The sequence below is a fragment of the Acerihabitans sp. genome (assembly GCF_036398755.1).
GTDB lineage: Bacteria > Pseudomonadota > Gammaproteobacteria > Enterobacterales > Enterobacteriaceae > Acerihabitans.
Genome location: NZ_DASWOM010000076.1, coordinates 89,581 through 114,277, shown reverse-complemented (window position 1 = coordinate 114,277; position 24,697 = coordinate 89,581). Strand labels below are relative to the sequence as shown.

24 protein-coding genes and 1 pseudogene are annotated in these 24,697 nt (G+C 58.4%); 12 read left to right on the top strand and 13 right to left on the bottom strand.

Annotation, left to right across the window (positions count from 1 at the left end):
* The first annotated feature begins 21 nt into the window (after nucleotides 1-21).
* The 3 genes from VGC33_RS12595 (at nucleotide 22) to VGC33_RS12585 (ending at nucleotide 3,204) form a co-directional block, all read left to right on the top strand.
* Nucleotides 22-1,611 carry a rhodanese-like domain-containing protein gene (locus VGC33_RS12595; RefSeq protein ID WP_331121102.1) on the top strand — a complete coding sequence of 530 codons (1,590 nt, stop codon included), beginning with the start codon at nucleotides 22-24 and terminating at the stop codon, nucleotides 1,609-1,611.
* 225 nt (nucleotides 1,612-1,836) lie between these two features.
* Nucleotides 1,837-2,256: a PTH2-like family protein gene (locus VGC33_RS12590; protein WP_331121101.1), complete on the top strand. Its 420-nt coding sequence runs from the start codon at nucleotides 1,837-1,839 to the stop codon at nucleotides 2,254-2,256.
* A gap of 117 nt (nucleotides 2,257-2,373) precedes the next feature.
* Complete coding sequence (locus VGC33_RS12585; protein ID WP_331121100.1) at nucleotides 2,374-3,204, top strand: helix-turn-helix domain-containing protein; 831 nt, start codon at nucleotides 2,374-2,376, stop codon at nucleotides 3,202-3,204.
* Nucleotides 3,205-3,322: 118 nt separating this feature from the next.
* Here the strand turns inward: VGC33_RS12585 and VGC33_RS12580 are convergent, their stop codons facing one another.
* The 6 genes from VGC33_RS12580 to VGC33_RS12555 all read right to left on the bottom strand — a co-directional run bounded on the left by VGC33_RS12580 (nucleotide 3,323) and on the right by VGC33_RS12555 (nucleotide 7,153).
* Entirely contained in the window at nucleotides 3,323-3,550 is a 228-nt protein-coding gene (locus VGC33_RS12580; protein ID WP_331121099.1) for a YgdI/YgdR family lipoprotein, read from the bottom strand.
* Between the two features lie 197 nt (nucleotides 3,551-3,747).
* Complete coding sequence (gene pagP / locus VGC33_RS12575; RefSeq protein ID WP_331121122.1) at nucleotides 3,748-4,269, bottom strand: lipid IV(A) palmitoyltransferase PagP; 522 nt, start codon at nucleotides 4,267-4,269, stop codon at nucleotides 3,748-3,750.
* Nucleotides 4,270-4,590: 321 nt separating this feature from the next.
* Complete coding sequence (locus VGC33_RS12570; RefSeq protein ID WP_331121098.1) at nucleotides 4,591-5,373, bottom strand: anti-sigma factor family protein; 783 nt, start codon at nucleotides 5,371-5,373, stop codon at nucleotides 4,591-4,593.
* A complete protein-coding gene (locus tag VGC33_RS12565) occupies nucleotides 5,370-5,891 on the bottom strand; it encodes a sigma-70 family RNA polymerase sigma factor (protein ID WP_331121097.1) in 522 nt (173 codons plus the stop codon). The genes VGC33_RS12570 and VGC33_RS12565 overlap by 4 nt, the downstream gene beginning before the upstream one ends.
* Nucleotides 5,892-6,398: 507 nt before the next feature.
* Nucleotides 6,399-6,755 carry a DUF202 domain-containing protein gene (locus tag VGC33_RS12560; protein WP_331121096.1) on the bottom strand — a complete coding sequence of 119 codons (357 nt, stop codon included), beginning with the start codon at nucleotides 6,753-6,755 and terminating at the stop codon, nucleotides 6,399-6,401.
* Nucleotides 6,752-7,153: a YidH family protein gene (locus VGC33_RS12555; RefSeq protein ID WP_331121095.1), complete on the bottom strand. Its 402-nt coding sequence runs from the start codon at nucleotides 7,151-7,153 to the stop codon at nucleotides 6,752-6,754. The genes VGC33_RS12560 and VGC33_RS12555 overlap by 4 nt, the downstream gene beginning before the upstream one ends.
* Before the next feature lie 283 nt (nucleotides 7,154-7,436).
* Here VGC33_RS12555 and VGC33_RS12550 point away from each other — a divergent pair, with 283 nt between their 5' ends.
* Nucleotides 7,437-8,054, top strand: a complete 618-nt coding sequence (locus VGC33_RS12550; RefSeq protein ID WP_331121094.1) for a hypothetical protein — start codon at nucleotides 7,437-7,439, stop codon at nucleotides 8,052-8,054.
* An 81-nt stretch (nucleotides 8,055-8,135) separates the two neighbouring features.
* Here VGC33_RS12550 and VGC33_RS12545 read toward each other — a convergent pair whose 3' ends face one another.
* Nucleotides 8,136-9,419 carry an MFS transporter gene (locus VGC33_RS12545; protein ID WP_331121093.1) on the bottom strand — a complete coding sequence of 428 codons (1,284 nt, stop codon included), beginning with the start codon at nucleotides 9,417-9,419 and terminating at the stop codon, nucleotides 8,136-8,138.
* A gap of 537 nt (nucleotides 9,420-9,956) precedes the next feature.
* On the opposite strand from VGC33_RS12545, the gene VGC33_RS12540 reads away from it, so the two are divergent.
* The 4 genes and pseudogenes from VGC33_RS12540 to VGC33_RS12525 all read left to right on the top strand — a co-directional run bounded on the left by VGC33_RS12540 (nucleotide 9,957) and on the right by VGC33_RS12525 (nucleotide 13,579).
* Nucleotides 9,957-10,808 carry an oxidoreductase gene (locus tag VGC33_RS12540; RefSeq protein ID WP_331121092.1) on the top strand — a complete coding sequence of 284 codons (852 nt, stop codon included), beginning with the start codon at nucleotides 9,957-9,959 and terminating at the stop codon, nucleotides 10,806-10,808.
* 155 nt (nucleotides 10,809-10,963) lie between these two features.
* A complete protein-coding gene (locus VGC33_RS12535; RefSeq protein ID WP_331121091.1) occupies nucleotides 10,964-12,133 on the top strand; it encodes a M20 peptidase aminoacylase family protein in 1,170 nt (389 codons plus the stop codon).
* An 814-nt stretch (nucleotides 12,134-12,947) separates the two neighbouring features.
* Nucleotides 12,948-13,178 (top strand): annotated as a pseudogene (gene vapB, locus VGC33_RS12530) (type II toxin-antitoxin system VapB family antitoxin).
* Entirely contained in the window at nucleotides 13,175-13,579 is a 405-nt protein-coding gene (locus tag VGC33_RS12525; RefSeq protein ID WP_331121090.1) for a type II toxin-antitoxin system VapC family toxin, read from the top strand. Before vapB ends, VGC33_RS12525 begins: the two are co-directional and overlap by 4 nt.
* Here VGC33_RS12525 and cbl read toward each other — a convergent pair.
* The 4 genes from cbl to VGC33_RS12505 form a co-directional block, all read right to left on the bottom strand.
* On the bottom strand, nucleotides 13,567-14,523 hold the full coding sequence (cbl, locus tag VGC33_RS12520; RefSeq protein WP_331121089.1) for an HTH-type transcriptional regulator Cbl: 957 nt from the start codon (nucleotides 14,521-14,523) through the stop codon (nucleotides 13,567-13,569). The genes VGC33_RS12525 and cbl overlap by 13 nt on opposite strands.
* Before the next feature lie 133 nt (nucleotides 14,524-14,656).
* Nucleotides 14,657-15,376, bottom strand: a complete 720-nt coding sequence (gene cuyB, locus VGC33_RS12515; protein WP_331121088.1) for a cysteate racemase — start codon at nucleotides 15,374-15,376, stop codon at nucleotides 14,657-14,659.
* A complete protein-coding gene (gene cuyA, locus VGC33_RS12510; protein WP_331121087.1) occupies nucleotides 15,373-16,383 on the bottom strand; it encodes a D-cysteate sulfo-lyase in 1,011 nt (336 codons plus the stop codon). The genes cuyB and cuyA overlap by 4 nt, the downstream gene beginning before the upstream one ends.
* Nucleotides 16,384-16,418: 35 nt before the next feature.
* Complete coding sequence (locus VGC33_RS12505; RefSeq protein ID WP_331121086.1) at nucleotides 16,419-17,453, bottom strand: malate/lactate/ureidoglycolate dehydrogenase; 1,035 nt, start codon at nucleotides 17,451-17,453, stop codon at nucleotides 16,419-16,421.
* Nucleotides 17,454-17,745: 292 nt separating this feature from the next.
* On the opposite strand from VGC33_RS12505, the gene VGC33_RS12500 reads away from it, so the two are divergent.
* From VGC33_RS12500 to VGC33_RS12485, 4 genes are all read left to right on the top strand, one after another.
* Nucleotides 17,746-18,750, top strand: a complete 1,005-nt coding sequence (locus VGC33_RS12500) for an ABC transporter substrate-binding protein (RefSeq protein ID WP_331121085.1) — start codon at nucleotides 17,746-17,748, stop codon at nucleotides 18,748-18,750.
* A gap of 32 nt (nucleotides 18,751-18,782) precedes the next feature.
* Entirely contained in the window at nucleotides 18,783-19,631 is an 849-nt protein-coding gene (locus tag VGC33_RS12495) for an ABC transporter ATP-binding protein (protein ID WP_331121084.1), read from the top strand.
* 39 nt (nucleotides 19,632-19,670) lie between these two features.
* A complete protein-coding gene (locus tag VGC33_RS12490; RefSeq protein ID WP_331121083.1) occupies nucleotides 19,671-20,537 on the top strand; it encodes an ABC transporter permease in 867 nt (288 codons plus the stop codon).
* Nucleotides 20,538-20,598: 61 nt separating this feature from the next.
* Nucleotides 20,599-21,693 carry an iron-containing alcohol dehydrogenase family protein gene (locus VGC33_RS12485; RefSeq protein WP_331121082.1) on the top strand — a complete coding sequence of 365 codons (1,095 nt, stop codon included), beginning with the start codon at nucleotides 20,599-20,601 and terminating at the stop codon, nucleotides 21,691-21,693.
* Nucleotides 21,694-21,704: 11 nt separating this feature from the next.
* Here VGC33_RS12485 and VGC33_RS12480 read toward each other — a convergent pair whose 3' ends face one another.
* Both VGC33_RS12480 and VGC33_RS12475 read right to left on the bottom strand, forming a co-directional pair.
* Nucleotides 21,705-22,706: an ABC transporter substrate-binding protein gene (locus VGC33_RS12480; RefSeq protein WP_331121081.1), complete on the bottom strand. Its 1,002-nt coding sequence runs from the start codon at nucleotides 22,704-22,706 to the stop codon at nucleotides 21,705-21,707.
* A gap of 429 nt (nucleotides 22,707-23,135) precedes the next feature.
* Complete coding sequence (locus VGC33_RS12475; RefSeq protein ID WP_331121080.1) at nucleotides 23,136-24,251, bottom strand: porin; 1,116 nt, start codon at nucleotides 24,249-24,251, stop codon at nucleotides 23,136-23,138.
* Between the last annotated feature and the right edge of the window lie 446 nt (nucleotides 24,252-24,697).

Genomic DNA, 24,697 nt, shown 5'->3' with positions numbered 1-24,697 from the left:
CTCAAGACAGGCGATGCACTTATGACTTTACAAGATGACGGCGGGCGGCCCGTTACGCTGCCCGCTCTGCTGGACTGGCTGAACGATGGCGAAGAGCTGGCGTTTATCGATATCCGTGAAGAAGGCCTTTACGGCGAAGGCCACCCGCTTTTGGCGGTTAACGTTCCCTACAGCCTGCTGGAAACCGCCCTGCCCCCGCTGGTGCCCCGCGCCGGCACGCGCGTGGTTCTGCTTGGCGACGAGGCCGACGTGACCGCGCGGGCCATCGCGCGCTTATCCGCCCTGGGTTATGACCGGCTTTATTTCCTTTCCGGCGGGGTATCGGCCTGGGAACACGGCGGCCAGCCGCTGTTCAAGGGCGTCAACGTGCCTTATAAGGCTTTTGCCGAGTTCGTCGAACACCTGCTGCATACCCCGGATATTACCCCGGATGAACTGGCGCGCCTGATTGAACGACAAGAGGATTACATCCTGCTGGACAGCCGCACGGTGGAGGAATACGACCGCTTCCACGTGCCGAGCGCCATCGCCGTGCCCAGCGCCGAACTGCTCTATCGGTTCGACGATCTGGTGCCGTCGCCCGAAACCCTGGTGGTGGTCTCCTGTGCCGGCCGCACCCGCGGCATTATCGGCGCGCAAACCCTGATCAATGCCGGGGTACCCAATAAAGTGGTGGCATTGTCCGGCGGCACCCAGGGATGGCGGCTGGCCGATCTGGCAACGGTACGGGATGATGCCCGCTACTTCCCGCCGCTGAGCAAACGGGCGCAACAGTCGTCCGCCGAGCGGGCGGCCGCGCTGGCGCAACGCTATGGCGTGCGGGTTATCGACGCCGCCACGCTCGGGCAATGGCAGTCGGATCCGCAGCGCACCACCTATCTGTTTGATGTGCGCAACCATGACGAATATCTGCGCGGCCACCGGGCCGGTGCCCGCTGGGCGCCGGGCGGACAGTTGGTACAATCGCTGGATAAGTGGGCGGGCACGCGTAACGCGCGCATTGTGCTCAATGATAACGACGGCATACGGGCCACCACCACCGCCCACTGGCTGCTGCAGCTGGGCTGGGACGCCGTGGTGTTGCCGGGGTTCGACGCGGCGGATGCCCGCCCGGTCGCGTCGTCGCCGCAATCGTTGCCGTCGGTGCCGGTTATCGACGCGCACGAGGCCAGCCGACGGCTGGCGGCCGGCGCGCTGGCGCTGAGCGCCGATCGCAGTTGGGATTATCGCCTCGCTCATCCCGCCGGGGCGCGCTGGGTAAACCGTTCGCGGCTTACCGATGCCCTGCCCGCCGTGGCGGATACCGCCGCCGGGATACTGGTCTTTGCCGGGCAGGGGCCGCTGGCCGAGGGTGTGGCGCGCGATTTAATCGCCGCCGGTTACGATGCCAAACGCGTGTCCGGCTCGCCGCAGGATTGGCGGGCCGCCGGCCTGACGGTGCAAAGCAGCCCGCAGGATCCTCCCGCCGCCCAGCAGATTGACTACCTGTTCTGGGTACATGACCGCCATGACGGCAACGCCGCCGCCAGCGCCGCCTATCTGGCCTGGGAGGCGGATCTACCGCGCCAGGTGGCCGACCCCGCCGTCGCGCATTTCAACATCCGCCGCTAAGCAACATGCCCGTCGCGCCGCCCGCCGCCGCGACAGGCTTTTAACCCAACCAGGGCGCTTGCCGATTGACCTCGCCGGCCTTCGGGGTTATCTGCGCCGCCGCGAATACCTTGCGCCCGTGTCCATACCCTCTGCCAGCGCCAATAGCCATGCAATAGCGTTCAAGACGGCGGCGACGCGTCGCCTTATCATGGACGGGAATTTTTGTTTCATGGAGTATCAGGCATGTCAGTCGCAACAAACACCCCCGAGCGCTGCGTTATCATCATCGACAGCGAACTGCCGGCGGGACGGGCGGCAAACGCCGCCGCCGTTATCGCCCTTACCGTCGGCCAGCGCCATCCGGCATTGGTCGGCCCGCCGCTGGTTGATGCCAGCGGGTGCGAGCATCCCGGCCTTATTCCCATCGGCATCACCGTGCTGGCGGCCGATCGGGCCACGCTTTCCGTCATCCGGGGCAAAGGCGCCGGATCGGGCTGCGATATCATTGATTTTCCCGTCCAGGGCCAGCAGACCACCGATTACGCCGCTTTCCAGCAGGCGGTTGCCCAGGTGGTCACCGAAGAGCTGCAATATGTTGGCGTCGCCCTGATCGGCGAGCGCAAACCCATCAGTAAAATCGTGGCTAAACTCGGGCTGCTGTGATAATCGTCCGGCTAAATGCCGTGGGGTCGCAGGCGAAGCCGCAAGCCGTTGCCCTGGCGGTTCGGATTGATGTAACCTTATAAGCGCCCGCGCACCCTGGCCCCAGAGGATGTTTCCATGCCGTTTAACCCATCCGACGTCAATGTATGGCGGTCGCCCGACCTGGGGGCCGAGCTGCTGCGCGGCACCTTTGTGGATTTTTCTTATGACGTGCATACCCATGACACGGCCTGCTTCGCCCTGCTGACCGAAGGCAATATCCGCATCCGCACGCGGGGTAATGAATTTATCGCGCGACGCGGCGATCTGTACGCTATTGATGCCGATGAGCCGCATGCGGGTTGGCCGGTCACGTCGCGGGGATGGAGCCTGCGCACGCTGTATGTCGATATTGAAAACCTGCGTCAACAGGTTGACGAACGCGGCGCCAGGCATTCCTTGTCGATTTCGGGGCCCATTATCAAGGACCCCGAACTTACCGCTATGTTGTATGCGCTGCACCGCAGCTCGGAAACCCAGGGTTCGCAGTTATATCGCGATCGGGCTTATATGGCGTTTTCCAACACCCTGATGACGCGCTACGTCAAGGACGCCGCCAAGCTGCCGGCCGGCGGCCCCGAGCTTTCGGCGGTGCGCAGGGCGCGGGAGTTTTTGGACGAACATCTGGGCGACCATGTCAGCCTGATGGATATCGCTTTGCAAGCCGGTATTACGCAGTTTCGCCTGTTTCGTGCCTTTGAGCGCCAATACGGCATGACGCCCCATGCCTATCAGCGTCAGGCGCGGGTGCGGTATGCCATCACGCTGCTAAGAAATAACTGTACGCTCAGCCAGGCCGGAATATTATCCGGCTTTGCCGACCAGGCCCATTTCAACCGCTGGTTCCGGCGCTTTATGGGGATTACGCCCGGCCAGTATCAAAAGGCCCTGCGCGGGTCCAAGAAATAAAGTCTCACGCGCTCGACTGCTTTTTCTGTGCTTATCCACCATGGATTCCGCTTACTGATGGCGCGGCCATAAAAAAACCCCAGTAAAATGGGGTTTTTTCCGCTGCCAACGTTAAGCATCAGTGCTTGATTTCCATCATCTCCTTAACGTCGCTGCGATTGATCTGCTGTTCGGTCCCATTAGCATCTTTATAGCTTATCATGCCGGTCTGATCGTCAACCTTGGGTTTGCCTTCGCTGACGATAGTGCGTCCGTCATTGGTATGCATGGCATAATTGTTATCGGCGCAACCCGCCAGCATCAGCGTTAACACGCATGCGGATAAAACATATAAGCTTTTTTTCATAACGAACTCCTTTTGTTAGGCCTAATATATGTTTAGCACAGACAAACCAGGCCGCAAGTCGGAGCGCACCTTTAGTACTGTTTAGTTCTGTTTATGTCATTCGCGTTAACCCCGGGCGCGCGCCCGGCTTGGCTAAGCGGTTTTGCCTCTCGACGGTTTCTATCCAGGTGGCCGGGTAACACAGCGGGCGCCGTCGGTTAAATGCGCCAGCGCAGCCAGGCGAATAATACATTGCCGTTGTTGCGCGTACCCGGGATATAGGTGCCCTGGAAGGTGATATGCCGGTAACTTAGCGACGCCAGCGGCAGCACGGCGGGGACGGGATAATAATGCCAGTTATGCCGGGCCGTTACCCCCAGGGTAAAGCCGGCGCCCAGCCTGAAATCATTATCGGCCAGGGGCCGCCATTGCGATTCCCAGGCATAGCCGGCGAAAGGTTCCCAGCGATCAAAAGAGTCTTTGAAGGCCATGGCATACAGCCCGTGCCAATTATCCCGTTCGTCCAGCCGTGAAATTCCGTATCCCAGGCCCCAGGGTTTTTCATTATAACGCCGCAGATGTTCGTCATCATAAAAATAGCGGTTATGCCAGGTTATCGCCGGCAAATAAATATCCTGTCCAGGGGAGTCACGCCATGTTTTGCGCATATTACCGCCGAAGGTTTCCCACAGGGTTTTATCCTGCGCTGGCCCGGGGTCCGGCGTGGCGGTTGATGCCAGCGCGTCGGGCAGTTGCCCCAGCAACAGTATCGGAACCGCCGCCCATTTATATAACAACGTCACATGATCACTCCCTGATGGCAATACCCGCAGCAACAATTACCACCAACAATTGTCACCAACAATTATTACCAACACCATAATTATGCCGCCTGGATCATATACCGGTAACCCAGGGGATCAGTTAAGGCGAAATTCTTGCAGCGCACGTTATGCCACAACCACCATAAACATTAGTTAAACAAAGTTAAAAACTAATTAACCTGGCAGCGGTTTTTTTATCCGCCATCGGCCAACCGATGGCGGGGCGCGCCAACCCGCTTATAAACTGCGGGCGGCGGTATAGGTGGCGACGGCGTTTTGCACCGGCGCGGTGCTGCTGTTATTTAAAGGACTGACCATGGCGTAATTGTATTGATTATCGCTCCAGTACTGCGCCAGCAGGCTGCGGGTCTCGCGCTTGCCGCTTTTCATGCCGACCGGGCCGTGCGGGCGGATATAATAGGTGACCCTTGTCCCCTGGCGATCCTGATAAACGATTAACGCCGACGGGCCGCTTTCCGTCGCCATCAGGCGACCGCCAACCAGGGTGAAGCCATAGGCGTCAAGATCAGGCGGCGAGGCGCCGTTGATAAAATAGCGGCTGAGCCAGTTGTTCATCGCGTCGCGATTATCGGCCACCATATCCAAGACCGGCGTTTTATCCTGGCTGAACAGCTGGTAGGCGCGCACCGCGTCCTCCATCGGCAGGGCACGGCGCCCCATCGCCATATCATGGAACTGCCAGCCGGCAATACCGCCCGCGCCCAGGGAAAACAGCAGCGTAAAGGCCAGCGCCAGGCGCGTCTGGCGCCGGGACTGAATCCGACGGCGTATCGCCTGCGGCTGCAGATAAGGGGGCGCTCGATCCGACGCCGGCGCCACGTCTGCGGCGCGGGTCAAGGCGATCCGCAGCCGCTGGGTATCGGTTTGCCATCCGGCGACCGTTTTCGCCGCCGCCGGATGTTGGGCCAGGTAATGCTCGACCCACCGGCGCTGCGTCTCATCGAGCTGGCGGTCCACATAGGCCAGCAGATCGTTTTCAGTGGGCGTCCGGGTCGTCATTTTAGTCTCCTTAACGATGGCTTCACGGGCGCGGCGGGGCCTTCCGCCAAATCGTGCAATTGCCTGCGCGCGCGCGATAGCCGCGACATCACGGTGCCAAGGGGGATGTTCAAGGTCTCGGCCACCTCTTTATAACGCAAGCCCTCGACGCCGACCAGCAGCAGGACGGCCCGCTGTTCGGTGGGCAGCGCGGCGAACCCCGTCAGCATGGCATCGGTCAGCGCCAGCTCCTCCGGCGAGGCGGCATATTCTTCCTCGCCTTTAAACAGCGATAAAATACGTGAATAGCGTTTTTTACGTCGCTCCCCGTCGATAAACTGGCGGTAGAGGATAGAGAATAGCCAAACCCGCAGGTTGTCTTCATGCCGCAGATCCCCATAGGCGGTTAACGCCTTCTCAAGGCCCGACTGAACCAAATCGTCAGCCCCGGCGGAATCGCGCGTCAGCCATAGGGCAAAGCGGCGCAGCTGCGGCAACACCTCTCTGATCTGGCGATCGGTCAGTCCGGACATGGTCATCAGCATCCTTTTATCGCATGGCGCCCGCCGGAACAGGATATACACCGACGCGCCACCCGTTAATAAAATTATGACTGTTCATTGGGCAAAATGTTTCATCAGTCACACTCGTTTACCCGGGTAAAGGCCACAATGAGTACAGGTAAAAGGGAGGCAACTTATGCAAACCAACGACATCACTTTTCTCGCGGCGCTCGCCGTGATTATTATCGGTTTTGTTTCGTTTATGTATGCCTGACCGGCGAGGAAAACAAGGACAAAGAAGCGCACCGACAACCTTTGCTGTACTCCCTCTTGCGAGGAGGTAAGTAGCCGATGCGCTTTTCTGAGAAAAAAAGCCCCGTTAGCCGGGGCCGTCAGAAAATGACGTTATCCTTTCCGGCGCTTATCTCCGGCGCTCATGGCCTGGGGCCAAGGCGTTAGCTCTGTAAAGGATGGGGTGCATATTAAGATTACTCTTAATATAGTTCAGTGATAAATATCACAGTTCCATAGTGGGGAGGGTTATTATCCCCCATTAAACACATTCAGGGCCGACAGCGCGGTCAATGCACTGATCGAAACCAGGATAAGCGCGGTCAGCGCCATTATCCAGCGGCCCTGCCCAAAGGCCGTGCGCCGGGGCTTGTCAAGCGTTAGCCGGCCATATCCCCACAGCCACATCATCCCCGCCAGGATCAAGCATAACACGCCGCCGGCCAGCATTAGCCGATTGCCGCCCATCGTCGCCCCGCGCAGCAGCAGTAAGGCGTTAACGGCGGCGACAAAAGCGGTGCGCGACCATGCCAGGCAGGTGCGCTCTGGCTGCAGGCCGGGGTCCGGCGGAGCGGGCCTGTCGGCGCCGCGCAATCGAGGTCCGGTCATGACAGCAGGATAAGCGCGGTCAACGCCAGGGCCACGGCCGCCACGAACAGCGCCATCATCAACAGCAGCGGGGTATGCGGCAGCGACGCGCCGGTGCGCATGGCCAGCTCACTGGCCGCCCAACGCCGGTACGCCATGATGCCAAGGCTTGCCGCCATCACGGACAACAGCACCGCCAGGCCCGCGCGCACCTGATGCGTTCCCAGGCCCGGCGCGAACTGACTGATGCCCACCGCCCCCGCCAGAAACGCCAGCGCCGTGCGTATCCAGGCCAGAAAAGTGCGCTCGTTGGCCAGCGAAAAACGGTAATCCGGCGGTTTCCCCTGCTGCCACCAGCGTCCGCCGCCTTGGGCGGCGGGCTTGTCCGGATGCGCTTGATTATCGGTTTGATTGTCCATTGCGGCCTGTAACCGGCGCGCGTCAGCGCCGCGCCGGCGGTAAAAGAGTGGTGAATTCGCCAAGCTTAAGATAGCCCAAACCGGCCGGAATCTGAAGCGACGGTTTACCCCCGCCTTATCCCCTATCGACGCGCGGGGCAATAACACATTGACCGGCGCCGCCCTTGCGCAATCGACGTTATTACACCGTTATTTAAGTCATGTATTTCATAATTGTAGTTTGACCCCATTCTTTTTTGTAGCGATCCGCACCAGTTGATCACATGACCGGAGTACTATTTTAATGAATAATAACTATTGGAACTCGCGCAATCGATGCGAGCATTCGTCAACCTATGATCCACACTATATCGACCGGAGGGAGATTAACGCGCGTTTCGCTTCCGCTCACAGCGCCTGGCCATATCATTCGGCCATCCCACAGGGCGGTCTTGGATACACATCAATCAATTCCACCGCCATTCCCCTGGCGCAACCGGTGCAAAACATCCCCCAGGCTTTTTCCCCTTCCGTGAAGATTGGCTCCAGCCGGGGGGCGGATGATGCCGGCGCCGCAAAGGGGGTGGCCAAGGCGTCCGCAGCCGGTGCCAAGACATCAGGCAATCCGACCGACACCTATCCGCGCTATCAGGCGCCGAAGAAGGGGAGTACCGCCGATAAATCCCGGCTGGGGAGGGTTAAAGCCGCTGTCGACGCACGCGGCGGCGCGCGCCTTTCTCCGGGGTCGAATACGGCCACGCGGCCGGGAAGGCCGGTGCATTTTCCCGCGCTGCCCGGGAAAACGAAAGACGGCGATCCCCGCTTGCCCTATGACGAACCGCCGCCGCCCTATACGGAAAAATCGGCGCAGCACAATCCCTTTTGGAGCTGCATGCCCTGTGTGAGCGGTCATGGAAAATAAAAACGTCCCGGCCGGATAGCGGCGCGGGACGTTATTTTTTCCCCGCGGGTCGTGGCGCACGCCCCGCGATATCAACCGCCGTTAAACCGCGGGGGTTGGTTCCAGCGTTGTTTTATCAGGACGCCCCTTTACCACGGTCCAGACGATAATCATGGCGGTAATTTCAAATATCGACAGCATCAGGAACAGCGGCGAGAAGCCGATAATGCCCACCAATGCGCCGACCACCAGGGTGAACAAGGTCGATCCGCCCCAGCCTATCATGCCGGTCAGGCCGTTGGCGGTGGCGACTTCATTGCGCCCGAAGAGATCCGAGGAGAGCGTAATCAGCGCGCCGGACAGCGTCTGATGGGCAAAACCACCGAAGCACAGCATGGCGATGGCGAAATACGGGCTATGGTATAAGCCGATAAGCCCCGGGCCAATCATGCACAGCGCGCCGACGGTCACCACCAGCTTGCGTGATACGATAAGCGTAACGCCAAAATGTTTCTGGAAAAAGCCCGGCATATAGCCGCCGAGGATACAGCCCACATCGGCGAACAGCAGCGGCATCCAGGCAAACATGGCGATATGCTTCAAATCAAAACCGTAGACTTTCCATAAAAATAACGGTACCCAGGCATTTATCGTGCCCCAGGCCGGCTCGGCGAGAAAGCGCGGAATGGCGATACCCCAGAATTGGCTATCCTTGAGTAACTGGCTTACCGGTACCTTTTGCGTATTGCTGCTGTGATGGCGAGTTTCCTGGCCGGCATAAATATAGTCACGTTCTTCGGTGGAGATATTTTTGTGCTTATCCGGCGTATTGTATAATTTGTACCAACCCACAGCCCAAATCAAACTGACCCCGCCGGTCAACAGAAACGCAAAGTTCCAGCTGTGCACCATGATGGCCCAGGCCACCAGCGGCGGCGCCAATACCCCGCCGATAGCGGCGCCGGCGTTGAACCAGCCCACGGCAACCGGGCGTTCCTTGGCCGGGAACCATTCTGACGAGGCCTTGAGGCCCGCCGGAATGACCGCCGCTTCCGCCATGCCCAGCGCGCCGCGCAGAATACCCAGCGCCACCCAGCTACCGGCGAAGGCATGGGCCATATTCAGCACCGCCCAGGCAATGGCGAACAGCAGATAGCCAAGCTTCGTGCCCAGCAGGTCCAGGATGTAGCCCGCCACGGGCTGCGTCAGGGTGTAACAGCCTTTAAAGATGGCATCGATATAAGAATATTGCTGCACGCTAAAGTGCATTTGCTCCATGATGGTCGGGGCCGCTACCGCCAGCGAATTTCGCGCCAGGTAGTTAAGCACGGTGGCAAGCATCACCATCCCGATCATATACCAACGTAAATTTTTTATTATCCTCATGTCGTACCATCCCAGAGAAAGCGTTGCGGTTATTGAGAATGAAACTTTGTAAGATTTAAAAAGAAACTTAAATTCATTTAAATTGAAATAGTGTTTCTATTTACGGCGGAGTATATGATTGCATTTAGTGTTTTGGCGTGATTAACCTCACATAATCTTGAGGTTATAGCTTTGTTACAGCACTTTTTTTGAGATTTAAAAATAATTTTTGCCCCAATATGGACAAATTTCTTTGACATCGGGACGGTGGCGGCGGCGGAAAAAATAGGGTAAAAGGGGAGATGTGATAGCTGCTTTGCAGTATTTCGGCCGGATTTAGCGGACTTTTATTTATTTTTTAACATCGTGTTTACATGCCCGCCATCCTTTATTAATGGCATGGACTGAATGGCTATCCGCGCTTACGCGCGGGCAATGCGCCGTGTTAAGCATTTTCCGTCGGTTGCAACCCGGGCCGTGGTATTACACTATGCTAACCAGATGCTTTATTGCCACAGAGCGATAAGGTTCATTATCCTGTACACCCTGGAGAATAAGATGACACAACAAGAGAAACCCGTATGGTTTATTACCGGCTGTTCCACGGGCTTCGGCCGCGAGCTGGCCGGTTATACACTGTCGCTGGGTTACCCGACGGTGGTTACCGCGCGTAATCCGGACCAGGTGAAGGACCTGATCGCCGGCCATGAGGATCATGCGCTGGTGTTAACCCTGGACGTCACCCGGCAGGAGCAGGTGGATGCCGCCGTGAGCGCCGCGCTTGAGAAGTTCGGCCGTATCGATGTGCTGGTGAACAATGCCGGTATCGGTTACTTCGGTTCGTTCGAGGAAAGCAATTTGGACGATGTGCGCCGGATGTTCGATATCAACGTCTGGGGCCTGACCGCCATGACCCGGGCCACTCTGCCGGCCATGCGTAAGCAGCGCGGCGGCACCGTGGTCAATATTTCGTCGATAGGCGGCATCACCACCTTCCCTTCGCTGAGTTTTTACCATGCCACTAAGTTCGCGGTGGAAGCGCTTTCCGAGTCGCTGGCGCAGGAAGTGGAGCCGCTGGGTATCAAGGTGCTGATAGTCGAGCCGGGGCCGTTTCGCACCGACTGGGCCGGCCGTTCGGCCGACGAGGCGCCGCAGACCATTGCCGATTATGCCGAGACCGCGCATGTGCGCGCTCGCGCCAGTCGCGATAACAGCGGCAAGCAGGCGGGCGATCCGGTGCGCGCCGTCAAGGCCATCGTCAAAGCGGTGGAAGCCAAGCAACCGCCGTTGCGTTTGCTGCTGGGCAATCCCGCGCTTGAAAACGCCTATAAAAAAATCAAGCTCCTGCAGCGGGATTTCGACGGCTGGGCCGATGTGACGCGCGGCGCTGATTTTCCCAAAGACGAATAAACCCCGGAAATAAGGGTGGGCCGGCAACGGCCCCCTGCCGGTCATCAGACCCGATGGCTATGTAATATAACCGAACAGTATTTACTGCGATTTAACATTACCCGCTAAGATAATTTTTTATCTGATCTTTTTATCTAACGAAAGGGTAATGCCCTATGTCTGGCAATATTGCTGAAAAATTGATTAGCTGTCGACGCGAACTGCACGCCCATCCGGAATTATCCAATCATGAATTTGCCACGACGGAAAAAATCACCCGCTGGCTGACCGACGCGGGCATCCGGATTTTACCGTTGGGGCTGAAAACCGGGGTAGTGGCCGAAATCGGCCGGCCATCCTCGCCGCTCATCGCCCTGCGCGCGGATATTGACGCCTTGCCCATCGAGGAACTTACCGGCGTGCCGTTCAGTTCGCGCCAACCTGGCGTGATGCACGCCTGCGGCCACGATGTCCATACCTCGGTGATGCTGGGCGCGGCGTTGTTGTTAAAGGCGCGTGAAGCCTCCCTGCCCGGCAAGGTTCGGATACTGTTCCAGCCGGCGGAAGAGAATTTCAACGGCGCCTGCCATCTGATTGACGCCGGGGCGCTGGAAAATGTGTCGGCGATCTTCGGCATGCATAACGCGCCCGAGCTGCCGGTGGGCACTTTCGCCACCCGGCGCGGCGCGTTTTATGCCCATATCGACCGTTTCCAGATAACGGTGACCGGCAAAGGCGCCCATGCGGCTAAACCCGAGCAGGGTATCGATACCATCGTGACCGCCAGCCAGATCGTGAACGCACTGCAAACCCTGCCGAGCCGTAATTTCAGTTCGCTGGAATCGCTGGTGGTGAGCGTGACGCGTATCCAGGGCGGTAATACCTGGAACGTACTGCCGCAAACGGTTGAGCTGGAAGGGACCGTGCGCACGCATAACGTGAAAGTGCGGGAGAAAGTGCCGGATATCCTGACACGGGTGATTGACGGGGTGGCCAGCGCCATGGGCGCCGAGGCGTCGCTGTCGTGGTTTCCGGGACCGCCGGCGGTGGTGAATACGCCGGTTTGGGCTGATTTCAGCCAGCGGGTGGCCGCCGATGCCGGCTATCAGGTACAGGAGGCGGAGCTGCAAATGGGCGGGGAGGATTTTTCGCTGTATTTGCAGCAGGTGCCGGGGACGTTTGTCAGCATCGGTTCGGCCAGCGAGTTCGGTCTGCACCATCCCCGTTTTAATCCCGACGAGCAGGCGATTTTTCCGGCGGCGGCCTATTTCGCCCGTCTGGCCGATGAGGCGCTGTCCGCGCTGGCGCTGGCTCAAACCACCGCACAAGTTGAATCGGTGGATTAACCGCCGCCCCCATCGGCCCACTCTTCCTTCAATACGTCTGCATTAGCTGATGTGGTCTAGCAATATTGAAGCGCGGTGGCAGTGGCATTCATAAGATATTAAAAGTGTTGGCCCGAGGGGAATTTGTTCGTATCGTAAGTGACGGGCAAACCGTGATGACATTGGGTTCTGACAGTTCAACTCTTCTTCTTTTACCCTGAAAGGCAGGGCGGATCGGAATGCCCTGCCTGCTAAAAACAGTTTCACGCTTGCTTGTCTTCCCAGACAGAGCGCAACATTCCCGTTGTGGGCACCCGTATGCTGTACCAGTCTTCCTCAAAAACAGCTCTTTGGTCTTGCTCAATATCGTTATTTTCGGACAGCACCAGGCTCTTCCCCGCCCATACGCAAAGCCAGGTCGCTATAATATAGCGTTGATATTTTTCCCTCTATGCCCTAAATCTTGCTGCTTTCAATAAAAGCAACAAGGATCAACCAGATCTGCTGAGCTTGAATATACAGCCTGTCGCCGTGCTCAAATCGTTTTAAAATGACGAATTAGCCATGTCGTGTTAGCTCTATAATGAACACCACGCTCAATGGTCCATATCAGTCTGGAGAGCAATCATTTCCACAGGCATGTCACTCTGTCTGCAAAAGTACTTCCGGCAACGACACAAATCGGATCTTCGGGAAAAATATGCACTAAAGACATTTGCTAGCCTATATATAAATCCCAGCAAAGCCGATACTAGCATATGCATAGGTACACAGATGTTAGAACTAGGTGTTATCATAAAATTAAAACATCATTTCAATTCTAAGGAGTGTTTATATGCGCACGGTATCAATTTTTCAAAATGGTAATAACCAGGCCATTCGGTTGCCGCGGGACATGGATTTTGACGGCGTCAAGGAGCTGCAGATCAAACGCGAGGGCGACACGCTGATTTTGCGCCCGGTGAAACCCACCTGGGGCTCATTCCTGCATTAGGAGAAAGCTGATGCCGACTTTTTGGCCGAGCGTCAGGACGTGATCTCTGATGAAGGACGTTTTGAGTTATGAGCCAAACTTACATGCTGGACACCAATATCTGCTCGTTTATCATGCGCGAGCAGCCGGCGGCGGTGATTGTCCGTTTGGATCAGCGCGTCGAAGATAATCACCGTATTGCGGTGTCGGCCATCACCTATGCCGAGATGCGCTTCGGCGCCATCGGCAAAAAGGCCTCGCCGCACCACACCCGCCTGGTCGAGGCGTTTTGCCAGCGTCTCGATGCGGTGCTGGCCTGGGATCGGGCCGCGGTGGACGTCACCACCGACATCAACATCGCACTGGCGGCCGCCGGTACACCAATAGGCAATAACGACGCCGCCATTGCCGGCCATGCCCTGGCGGCCGGCGCCGTCCTGGGGCGGCCGGGCGAGGCGCCCGGGGGTGAATTTATCCGGGGTTATATCTGGTAGTCGAGCGCGGTCTCGAGGGCATGGGGCGAGAGCACCTGCTCCTCAATTTCGGTCAGGGACAGTTGAGGGTTGCAAAGCTGGATAAAGCGCCAGGCGTATTTGCGCTGCAGCTGGCCGCGTTTGACGCCCAGCCATACGGTGCTGGCCTCGAATAAATGCTCGGCGTTGATGCTGACCAGGCCGGTGTCGCGTTCGCGATTGTAGGACATGTCCGCCAGCAGGCCGACGCCCAGCCCGAGTTCGACATAGGTCTTGATGACATCGGAATCCTGGGCGCTGAGCACCACTTCCGGTTTTAGCCCGGCGGCCTGGAAAGCCACATCCAGTCTGGAGCGGCCGGTTATGCCGCGCCGGTAGGTGACCAGCGGATATTCACTGAGGGTTTCAAGCGTTATTTCGCCCGCCTGCGTCAGCGGATGGCCTTCCGGCACCAGTACCGCATGATGCCAGCGGTAATAGGGAAACGCCGCCAGCTGATCTTCGCCCATAAGCTTCTCGCTGGCGATACCCACATCCGCTTCGCCGGACTGTAGCATGGAGACGATCTCCTCGGGGCTGCCTTGGTTCAGCACCAGGCGCACGCGTGGATACAGCGCGCGGAACTCCTTGATAATCGCAGGCAGACTGTAGCGCGCCTGGGTGTGGGTGGTGACGATGGAAAGTTCGCCGGAATCATTATTGGCAAACACATCGGCGATGCGCCGAATATTATTGGCGTCGCTTAATATACGTTCCGCCACCACCAGCAGGGCCTTGCCCGGTTCGGTCATGCCGATTAAACGCTTGCCGCGCCGGATAAAAATTTCCACGCCCAACTCTTCTTCCAGCTCACGAATATGACGGCTGACGCCGGACTGGGAGGTGAATAACATGCTGGCCACGTCAGTCAGGTTATAATTGCACCGGGCGGATTCCCGAATAATACGTAGTTGCTGAAAGTTCACGCGACGCCCCTCCTTTATCTTTAATATGGCTATATTCATACCGAGTTATAGCTAAAGGGACAAATAAGAAAAAACGGTAGCTTATAGTTTTTTAGACTAAGCCAAAACTTAGCTAAGCTTTTGCCTTAAGCCGCTAAGTCAATCCGCCGCCGTCGCGGTGCGCCAGCCACAGCCGCGCGGCGGCCCCGGCCAGCGCCAGCGTCGGGTCAACGCTGACCTTCCGCCAGGGTGAATCGATGGCGGCAAATGCGGGCGGCACCTCGGTGCAGGCCAGGATCAAACGCGCGGCGCCGCGCGCCGTCAGCGCCTCGGCCAGACGAGACAACAGTTCGCCGCCGCCGCGCAGATCGCCGCGTTTTACCGCGTAGCAGCCGGGCACAAACCACTCCCGCATTTCCCACGGCGACGGCGCCAGCGTATCGCCGCCCAGCGCGGCGATACGCTGCTGGAACCAGCCGGCGTCCAGTGTGCCCTGGGTGGCGATTAACCCAATACGTTCGCCCCGTTGCGGGCGCAGGCTGTCCAGGGTGGCGTCGGCGATATGCAGCAGCGGCGCGCGGCTGGCCGCCGCAAGTTCGCCATACCAATGGTGGGCGGTATTGCAGGCGATCAGGATATGGCTGGCGCCGGCCCGGTTAAGCTGCTGCACGCCGCGCAGCATCTGCGGCAACGGCGACGGGCCGGTACCGGCCAGCGCCTGCTGCCGGTCGGCGATTTGCGGTACGTTCCAGGCCACCACCGGCGCATGCTGCTGATCGCTTTGCGCGGGCGTTTGTCCGATGATTTTCTCCATCAGGTCGACGGTGGCCAACGGGCCCATCCCACCCAGGATCCCCAGCAGAAAACCGCTCATTGCCGCGACTGCTCCAGCAACTGGCGATAGCCGAACAGCCCCGCGGATCCGCCGGTATGGATAAAGACCACGTTCTCACCCTGTTTGAACCGCCCCTGGCGGACCAGGTCGATAAGCCCCGCCATGCCCTTGCCGGTATAGACCGGGTCGAGCAGGATGCCCTCGAGCTGCGCCAGCAGCCGCAGGGCTTCCAGTGTGCCGTCGGTGGGCAGGCCATATCCTTCCCCCACGTAGTCGCTGTTAACCTCAATGCGATCGCGCGGCAGTTCGCCGCGCGCCCCGAGCAGTTGCCAGGTGCGCGCGGCCAGCGCGTAGACATTTTCTTCCTGTTTGGCTTTAGGGGCGCGCACGCTGATACCCAGCACCGGAATGCCGCTGTTGCTGGCTTCCAGGCCGCTGACCAGTCCCGCCTGGGTGCCGGTGCTGCCGGTGGCGTGGACGATAGTATCAATGCGCAGCCGCTGTTGGCTTGACTGATAGAGCAGTTCCTCGGCACAGGCCACGTAGCCCAGCGCGCCGATGGGGTTGGAGCCGCCGCCCGGGATCACGTACGGCCGGTGGCCCTGGGCGCGCAGGGTGTCGGCCAGCCGTTCCATGGCCGCCTGCATATCGGTGCCGGCCGGCAAATGCTCGACGATAACGCCGCCTAGCAGGTCGTCGAGCAGGATATTACCGGAGCGCTGGTAATCCTCGCCGAACCGTTCCACCCGCTTTTCCAGCAACACCTGGGTTTTCAGCCCGAGTTTGGCGGCGCCGGCAATAGTCTGGCGCACATGATTGGATTGGGTCGCCCCCTGGGTTATCACCACATCGGCCTGCTGGCGCACGGCATCGGCCAGCAGGAACTCCAGTTTGCGCGTTTTGTTGCCGCCGCTCGCCAGGCCGGTGTTGTCGTCGCGTTTGATATACAGGGTCGGACCGCCGAGGTAGCGGCTTAAATTGGGTAACGCTTCCAACGGGGTGGGAAACTGTCCCAGGGTCACACGGGGAAAACGGGCCAAATGCATAATATTTTTCCTGGATTAAGAGCGAGAATGAAAAATCAGAGTGTCGCGACGCCGGGTGCCTCAAGCGCCGCCAGTTGCCGCCAACTGGTATCGTCGATAAAGATACCTTGTGCCAGGCGTTGTTGGTATTTTTCCTGCTCGGCGTCGCCGGGCAATAATAAGGCGTCATCGTCGCGGGAACTGCGCACCCAATCGAGTAACCCGGCGATTTCCTGTTGATAGTTGTCCGCGCCGCCCAGTTTTTCCGGGTCGATAACGATCGACAGCATACTGTTGAGGATGCGCTGTTTGTCCCGGTTGTCGTGCCGCTCGGTCATGCCGCCGGTCAGCGCCGCCCCCAGGAGCGAACAGACCACCGACAGGCCGGATCCCTTATGTTGCCCAAAGGGCAGCAGCGCGCCGAAAGGCTCGGTCATCAGCCAGCGCGGGTCGACGGCGGGCTGGCCTTTATCATCGACGATACATCCCGGCGCCAGCGGCTGGCCGGCATTCCAGGCCAGTCGCGCCTTATTGCCGGCGATAATGCTGGTGGCGAAATCCAGGACAACCGGATGACCGCCCCCCGCCACCGGAATGCCGACGCAAAAGGGGTTGGTGCCCAGGCGCGGCTCCCTTCCCTGCCAGGGCATTACCGGCGAACGGCTGTTGACATTGGCGAAGTGAATCGAGACCAGACCGGCCCGCGCCGCCTGTTCCGCCCAGGCGCCGATGCGTCCCAGATGGTGGGCGTCGGCCAGGCCGATAACCGCGACGCCGTACTCGCCGGCTCGCCGTATGCCGGCGTCCATCGCCTGCCGGCCCACCACCTGGCCGAAACCCTGGCCGCCGTTAAACGACAGCACGGCGCCGGCGTCCAGGGTAACGGTGGCGCGCGCGTCGGGTCGCAGTCCGCCTTCCGCAATGGCGGCAATATAACGCGGCAACATGGTCACGCCGTGGGAATCGTGCCCCTTCAGGCAGGCATCCACCAGGTTATCCGCCACCATGGCGGCCACGTCCGGCGCCACCTTGATATCCGTCAGCCGGGCGGCGACATATTGTCTTAAAAAAGAATGCTGGAAAATCGGCACGGCTTATTCTCCTGGCGTGTGGCGACGCCCTATTAATGGCAATAAAATGAAGCCTGAATGAATGACGCCACTATATCGCCGAAGAACTTTCCGCCCAAAGACAAGAATTAACTATAGATAGACGATAAATGACTTTATCCCCTTTACTCTTATTGCCGTAAATAGACTAAGCAAAGTTAAATAACGCATATACATCTGCTTCTAATTTATTCCAAAAAACGATTTAACAATTCGAGGCGCAACGCTTTATGATGCTGCTAATGACCTTCTTCTTTATTCTGGGATAACATTAATGAATGGTTTGTTTAAAAGCATCGGTATCGTCGCCGCCTGCGGTATTTTCCTGGGCAGCGTCCCGGCGCGGGCCGAGGGCACCATCAGCATCGCGCAGCAGTTCGGCATCGGCTATCTGATCCTGGATGTGGTGCGCGATCAAAAGCTGATTGAAAAACACGGCAAGGAACAGGGCCTGGATATCAAAGTAGACTGGCACAGCATCTCCGGCGCCACCGCGATGAACGAAGCCTTGCTCACCGGCGCGCTTGACGTCGCCTCCGCCGGGGTGCCGCCGGCGCTGACCGTGTGGGATCGCACCCGCGGTAAGCAAAACGTCAAGGCGGTGGCCGCCCTCGGATCCATGCCCAATTACCTGCTGAGCAATAATCCGGCGGTGAAAAGCGTCAGCGACCTGAGCGATAAAGACCGGATAGCCGTCCCCGCCGCCGGGGTGGGTTTTCAATCCCGCACCCTGCAAATCGAGACCGCGCGCCTGTTCGGCAACGCGGAATATAAGAAATACGACAGCATAACCCTGAGCCTGCCCCACCCCGATGCGACCAGCGCGCTTATTTCGGGCGGCGCGGAAATTACCGCCCATTTTTCCAGTCCGCCGTTTCAGTACCAGGCGCTGGAACATGCCAATATTCACAAGATCCTGAGTTCCTATGATGTGCTGGGCGGCAAAGGCACCTTTAACCTGCTGTACGCCACCGAAAAATTCCATGACGAAAACCCGAAAACCTACAAGGCGTTTTTTGACGCCCTGGCCGAGGCGGAGCAGATCATCAAAGCCGATAAAAACGCGGCGGCCAAAACCTATATCCGCGTGGAACAGTCCCATCTGCCGCTTGAGCTCATCGAGAAAATCGTCAACGATCCGGAAAACGATTTTACCATCGCGCCGCAGAAAACCTTTGTTTACGCGGAGAAACTGCATGAACTGGGCATTCTGAAAAACAGCGCCGCTTCGTGGAAAGACTATTTCTTCCCCGAAGCCTACGCCCTGCCCGGCAGTTGAGTCCGGGCTTGCGATTAAAAGGAAATCCTGCCATGACATTACATATTCAGCAGGCCGCGGATAACGCGCCGCTGTTACGGGTTGGCGCATTAAATCTGGAATACCGCACGCGCCAGCGCGTGGTGCGCGCCACCCATGATGTCAGTTTTGATGTCTTCCCGGCCGACCGCTTTGTGCTGCTCGGGCCGTCGGGCTGCGGCAAATCGAGCCTGCTGAAGGCCGTCGGCGGATTTATGCCGGCGGTCAGCGGCAGTATCCTGCTCGACGGCGAGCGCGTCACGCAACCCGGTCCCGACCGGCTGATGGTGTTTCAGGAGTTCGATCAGCTGCCGCCGTGGAAAACCGTGCTGGAAAACGTGATGTTCCCGCTGCTGGCGAGCGGCAAGGCGCGTCGTCCCGAGGCGCGCGACCGCGCCCGCTATTTTATCGACAAAGTGGGACTGACGGCGTTTGCCGATGCCTATCCCCATACCCTGTCGGGCGGCATGAAGCAGCGGGTGGCCATTGCGCGGGCGCTGGCGATGGAGCCGAAGGTACTGTTGATGGACGAACCCTTCGCCGCCCTCGATGCCCTGACCCGGCGCAAAATGCAGGAGGAGCTGCTGGCGCTGTGGGAGGAGGTCCGTTTTACCCTGCTGTTTGTTACCCATTCCATCGAGGAAGCGCTGGTGGTCGGTAGCCGCATTCTGCTGCTGTCCCCCCATCCCGGACGGGTGCGCGCCGAGATGAACAGCCACCAGTTCGGCATTAACGATTTTGGCGGCGGCGAGTTCCAGCAGGCCGCGCTGCGCATCCACGACCTGTTGTTCAGCGATCCGCAGGCGGCCCATCGCGACATCGCGGCCAAACCACGGTTTAAAGTGGTCGGCGGCGCGCGATGAACCCGGTTGACCCCCGCTACCCTGCCAGGAATATAGACCATGACTAAAAATCCCCCGATACGGCCCGAGTATCAGCTGGATCTGCCGCCGATTGCCGAACAAAGCCTGGCAACGCCGCTGCCCTGGACCACCCGGCTGTGGAACCTCGCCTGGTTGCGCAAGTCGGCCATTCTGCTGGTGCTGATAGCGCTGTGGGAAACCGCCGCCCGTTGGCAAAACAACGATCTGCTGTTGCCCGGCTTTATCCAGACCTTTACCGCTTTTGCCCAGGATATGGCCAGCGGCGAACTGCCGACCAAGATTAGCCTGTCGCTGGGAACCCTGGTCAAAGGCTACGCCATCGGCACCGTGCTGGCGTTGGCGTTAAGCTCGCTGGCGGTGTCGACCCGTCTGGGACGGGATATATTAAGCACCCTGACCTCGATGTTTAATCCCCTGCCCGCCATCGCCCTGCTGCCGCTGGCCCTGCTGTGGTTCGGCCTGGGGGAAAACAGCCTGATTTTTGTGCTGGCGCATTCGGTAATGTGGCCGATGGCGGTGAATACCTATACCGGTTTTCTCGGCGTTTCCGACACGCTGCGCATGACCGGCCGCAATTACGGACTGCGCGGCCTCAGGTACGTCTGGCATATTCTGATCCCCGCCGCCCTGCCCTCGATCCTGTCGGGGCTGAAAATCGGCTGGGCCTTTGCCTGGCGCACCCTCATTGCCGCCGAGCTGGTGTTTGGCGCGTCGAGCGGCAAGGGAGGCCTGGGCTGGTATATTTTCCAGAACCGCAACGAACTCTTCACCGATCGGGTTTTTGCCGGGCTGATTTCGGTGATCATTATCGGCTTACTGGTGGAAGGCCTGATTTTCACCACCCTCGAGCGCGTCACCGTCAAGCGTTGGGGCATGCAGAAATAGCGCGGGGCATCCACCCTATATACCCACACCGGCCGGGTCGGCTGGATAGGAGAGACATATCGTGATTGTGGTTAAAGCACCCCAGAATTACCTTAACGAGGCGGGACTGATTAAACGCATTGGCGACTATGTCGCGCCCATAACGCGCGAACGGGTGATGATTATTACCAGCCCCCGCGCCTGGCAGGCGACGCAGCCGGCCCTGGAGGCCAGTTTCAGCGCCCACGGCATCGGTTTCCAGCGCTATTTTTTAGCAGGGGAATGCACCCGCGCCACCATTGCCGCCTTCAGCGCCCAGGCGCAGGCCCAGGACATCAGGCTGGTTATCGGCATCGGCGGCGGCAAAGTGCTGGATACGGCCAAAGGCATCGCCGAATCCTGCGGGCAGTTGCCGCTTATCACCGTGCCCACCATTGCCGCCACCTGCGCCGCCTGGTCGCCTATTTCGGTGTTATACACCGAGGCCGGCGGTCATCTGAACTCCATGCCGTTGCAACGCACCCCGGAATGGGTACTGGTGGACAGCGAGATTATCGCCGCCACGCCGGTGCGTTACCTGAAGGCCGGCATCGTGGACGCGCTGGCCAAGTGGTATGAGTTCGAGCCTTACCTGCGCCGGGACGACAGCAGCCTGTCGCTGGTGCTTAAGGCGCAGGCGGCAAAACTGGCGCTGGATATTTTTGAACAGTCGGGCGCGCGGGCGCTGGCCGATAACGAGGCCGGCCTTGCCACGCCGGTGCTGGCCAGGGTGCTGGACGCGGTTATAGCCCTGGCCGGCATGGCCAACAGCATGCGAGATGAATTCCCGCGCATCGGCGTAGCGCACGCCGTGCATAACAGCATGACCTATCATGCCGATCTGCACAGTGGCTTTTTGCATGGCGAACTGGTGGGCTTCGGGCTGGTGGTGCAGTCCAATCTGGACGATGACCGGCCGGACGGACCCCAGGCGCAGACTCATTTGATACGGCTGTTGACGTCGTTCTCGACACCGCTCACCCTGCGTCGGCTTGGCGTCACCGAGTCGGTTGAACAGCGGATTAAGCAAATCGCGCTGGGGGTGAAAATTTCGGCGGATAACGCCGCGCGGCTGCCTTTTGCGCTGGGCACGGAGCGCATAGAGCGGGCGCTGGCGAAAACCGCCGAATGGGACTGACCCCGGCCGGCCTATTCCTGCGGCAGGTAGTCGTTGGTGTAGTACTGGGCGGCGGGAAGCGTTTGCTTAACGATGCCAACGTCCGTAATGGCGCTCAGCAAAGCGCTCCATGCGCTGTCGTCAAGCCTGAGCTGATCCTTGCCCGGCGTGCCCAGTATCGCCATGGTATCCTGCCACTGCTGTTTCACAAAGGCGGGATCGTAGGCTTTGCTGTATTGGGCGGCAAAGGCCGCGGTGCCTTCGTCAGGGTGCTCGATGGCATAGCGGATGCTTTTGGCGGTGGCGCGCATAAAGGCCTTGGCCAGCTGAGGATTTTTAGTTAGCCACTGCTGGTTGCCGGCAAACATGAAGATCGGCGTATCGGGCACACCGTGCGCCGTGGCCGCCAGGTATTCCGGTTTTTTCCCGGTGGTGACGGCAATTTCCGTTCCTTCGGCGTTGGTAATGCCGGTGGTGGCATCCACCCGATTTTGCAGCAGCAGCGGTACGGTATCATCCGCGGCGGCGACCGTCTGCACGTCGTCAAGGGTCAAACCGGCGCTTTTCAACACCAGCGACAGCTGCGCCTTGGTCCAGGCGTCATTATAAATGCCGATTTTTTTTCCCTTGAGTCCGGCGACGCTCACCGGCTTGCCCTGCGGGGTAAAAATCCCCCAGTTATTGCCGCTGCCGTAACGGCCGATGGCGATGACCGGAGCGCCCTGCTCCTTGGCGAAAATGATATCCATCACCGTGGTAAACGCCACGTCGGCGCGGCCGGTGCCGAGGAATTTCATGGTATCGGCAACCGTCGGCGGCGCAACGATATTCAGATCGATCCCTTCCTCAAGATAAAAGCCCTTGGCCTTTCCCAGCGTCCAGGGGATCCAAAAGCCGTCCGCCACCGGCCACTCCTGGACAAAGGTCACCTTGGCGGGCGCGGGAGCCGCCTGGGCGGTAAAGGCGGGGATTGACGCCGCCAGCACGACGGCCGCGCCGAGCGCCGCACAACGGAATAACGCAGATAATCTCATAAATCATTTCCCTTAAGCCATGATGGGGCAACTGAAAACCGATTCCCCGGAGGGTGCGGGCGGACATGGGTTGACGATAGGGAGCCAACCGCGCCACCTTTGTAGAATAGTGGATGCGCTTCAATCTTGTCGTTGTTTTTTCAGCCATTAAACAGAATGCTCCGATAGCCGGCCTGAATGGATTCCGATAAAGTCGCTTTTTTTACGTCTGAATGAGGGCAAAGACAATGCAGAACTTGATTCTCATCGCCGTATTGCTCGGCATCGCAGTATTTTCGTTGGTTATGGCGGTTAAAGAAACCCGCAAAAAATCGCTGATTCGCTCGCGGCACCGCTAGCCCGGCATCAGGTGGGGAGGCGATGTCCCGCCCGGCGGAAGGCGGGCAAAACGGCAACCCGCCGCCCTGCCGCCGGCGTTATGACTCCCGGTCAGAACTGATACGTCAACCCCACCGCCGCGGTATTATCCCGTTTGATCTGCGCGCGGTCGGTAAAGGTATTGCCAGACAGCAGGTTGATTTTGTAATCGATATGGGCCGCCATGTTTTTATTGAAATTATAGGCGGCGCCAATATCGATATATTTTCTCAAATCCTGGCGGCCGTATTTCTCTATATCGCTGGCCATGGTCTGGATGTAGGCCAGTGACGGGGTCAGGCTGAAATCAAACAGATACTGCGCCACCATTTCCAGGGTTTGCGCCTTATGGGCAAATCCGCTGATCTTGTCGCTTTCGCTTTTCTTGAAGTCACCAAACTGCGCCAGATTGTAGCTTTGGGTATACATCATCGCCAGATACAGGTTTTTGTCGCTATATTTTAGCGCCCCCGAATAGGCGTTAACCCTGCCGTCGCCGCTGCCGTATTCCATTTTTTTCTGGCCGTCGCTGCGGCCAGAGCTGCTGAACGCGCCCGCGGCTTTAAAACCCCGGCCCAGGTCATATTCAATCGACATGCCGTACCCGCTGCCGTTGGCCGCGTGGTCAGCGCGGCCCTTGCTGTCCTTTTTGCCCGGCGTGTTGACCCCCTGGTACTGCAGCGCCACGTCCAGACCATCCACCAGGCCGAAAAAGCCTTTATTGCGATAGGTGGCCAGGTTACTCGCCCGCTGGGACATGTAGTCGTCCACCCCGAAGGCATCGCCGCCGAACTCTGGCAGTTTGTCGGTATAGGAGAGCACATCATAGAGAACGCCCCAGTTACGGCCATAATCAAAGGAGCCGTAGTGAGCGAACTTTAGCCCGACGAAGCCCAAACGCGTGGTGCTTTCACGGGCCTCGTCCTTTTCGCCCCTGTCCAGCTGCGCCTGATGCTGCCACTGGGCATAACCGGTCAGTTGACTGTTGATTTGCGTTTCACCCAGAAAGCCGAGGCGCATATAGGATTGATCGGAGTTTGAATTGTCACTCTTGAAATAATGCACTCCCGCCAAGGTACCGTTTAACTCCAGCTTGTGGCCTTCCTTATTGTAGATCTCAGCCGCGTATGCCCCGCCGGCGGTAAAAACCAATGCCGGTATCAGGGAATATTTAAGATGTAGTTTCATTATAATTTCCTCTGTGTATAAATTATTACGCCACTGCCAGTTGCACCAAAAAATGTCCAGCAGGCAGAATAGCCCGCAAAAAAATGACGTTTGCCAAGAGTCGCGATAATACCTAACCGGATTTTGCTATTCAACTGACAGAATTGGATATTAAAGCAGCAAATTAAATAAAGGTTAAATAGGGTTAGGTTTATTTTTACCTGAAGCAAAGGCGATCGATAAAGCGAGGATTTATTTTATAATAGTTAAAAATCATATAGTTAAAAATATATATCTTATTTGAGATTAGCGATCGATTGGGAAATCTAAATTAATTACAAGAGTATTGTTGATAGGTAAATTCCTTTGCTGCAAAGCTATTATTAGCCTGTTTATCTTAAGTTGTTTAATTTAGGTTTAATCATGCGGGCGGGATGAAACGGGCAAAAAACGGAAGAGGTTATGCG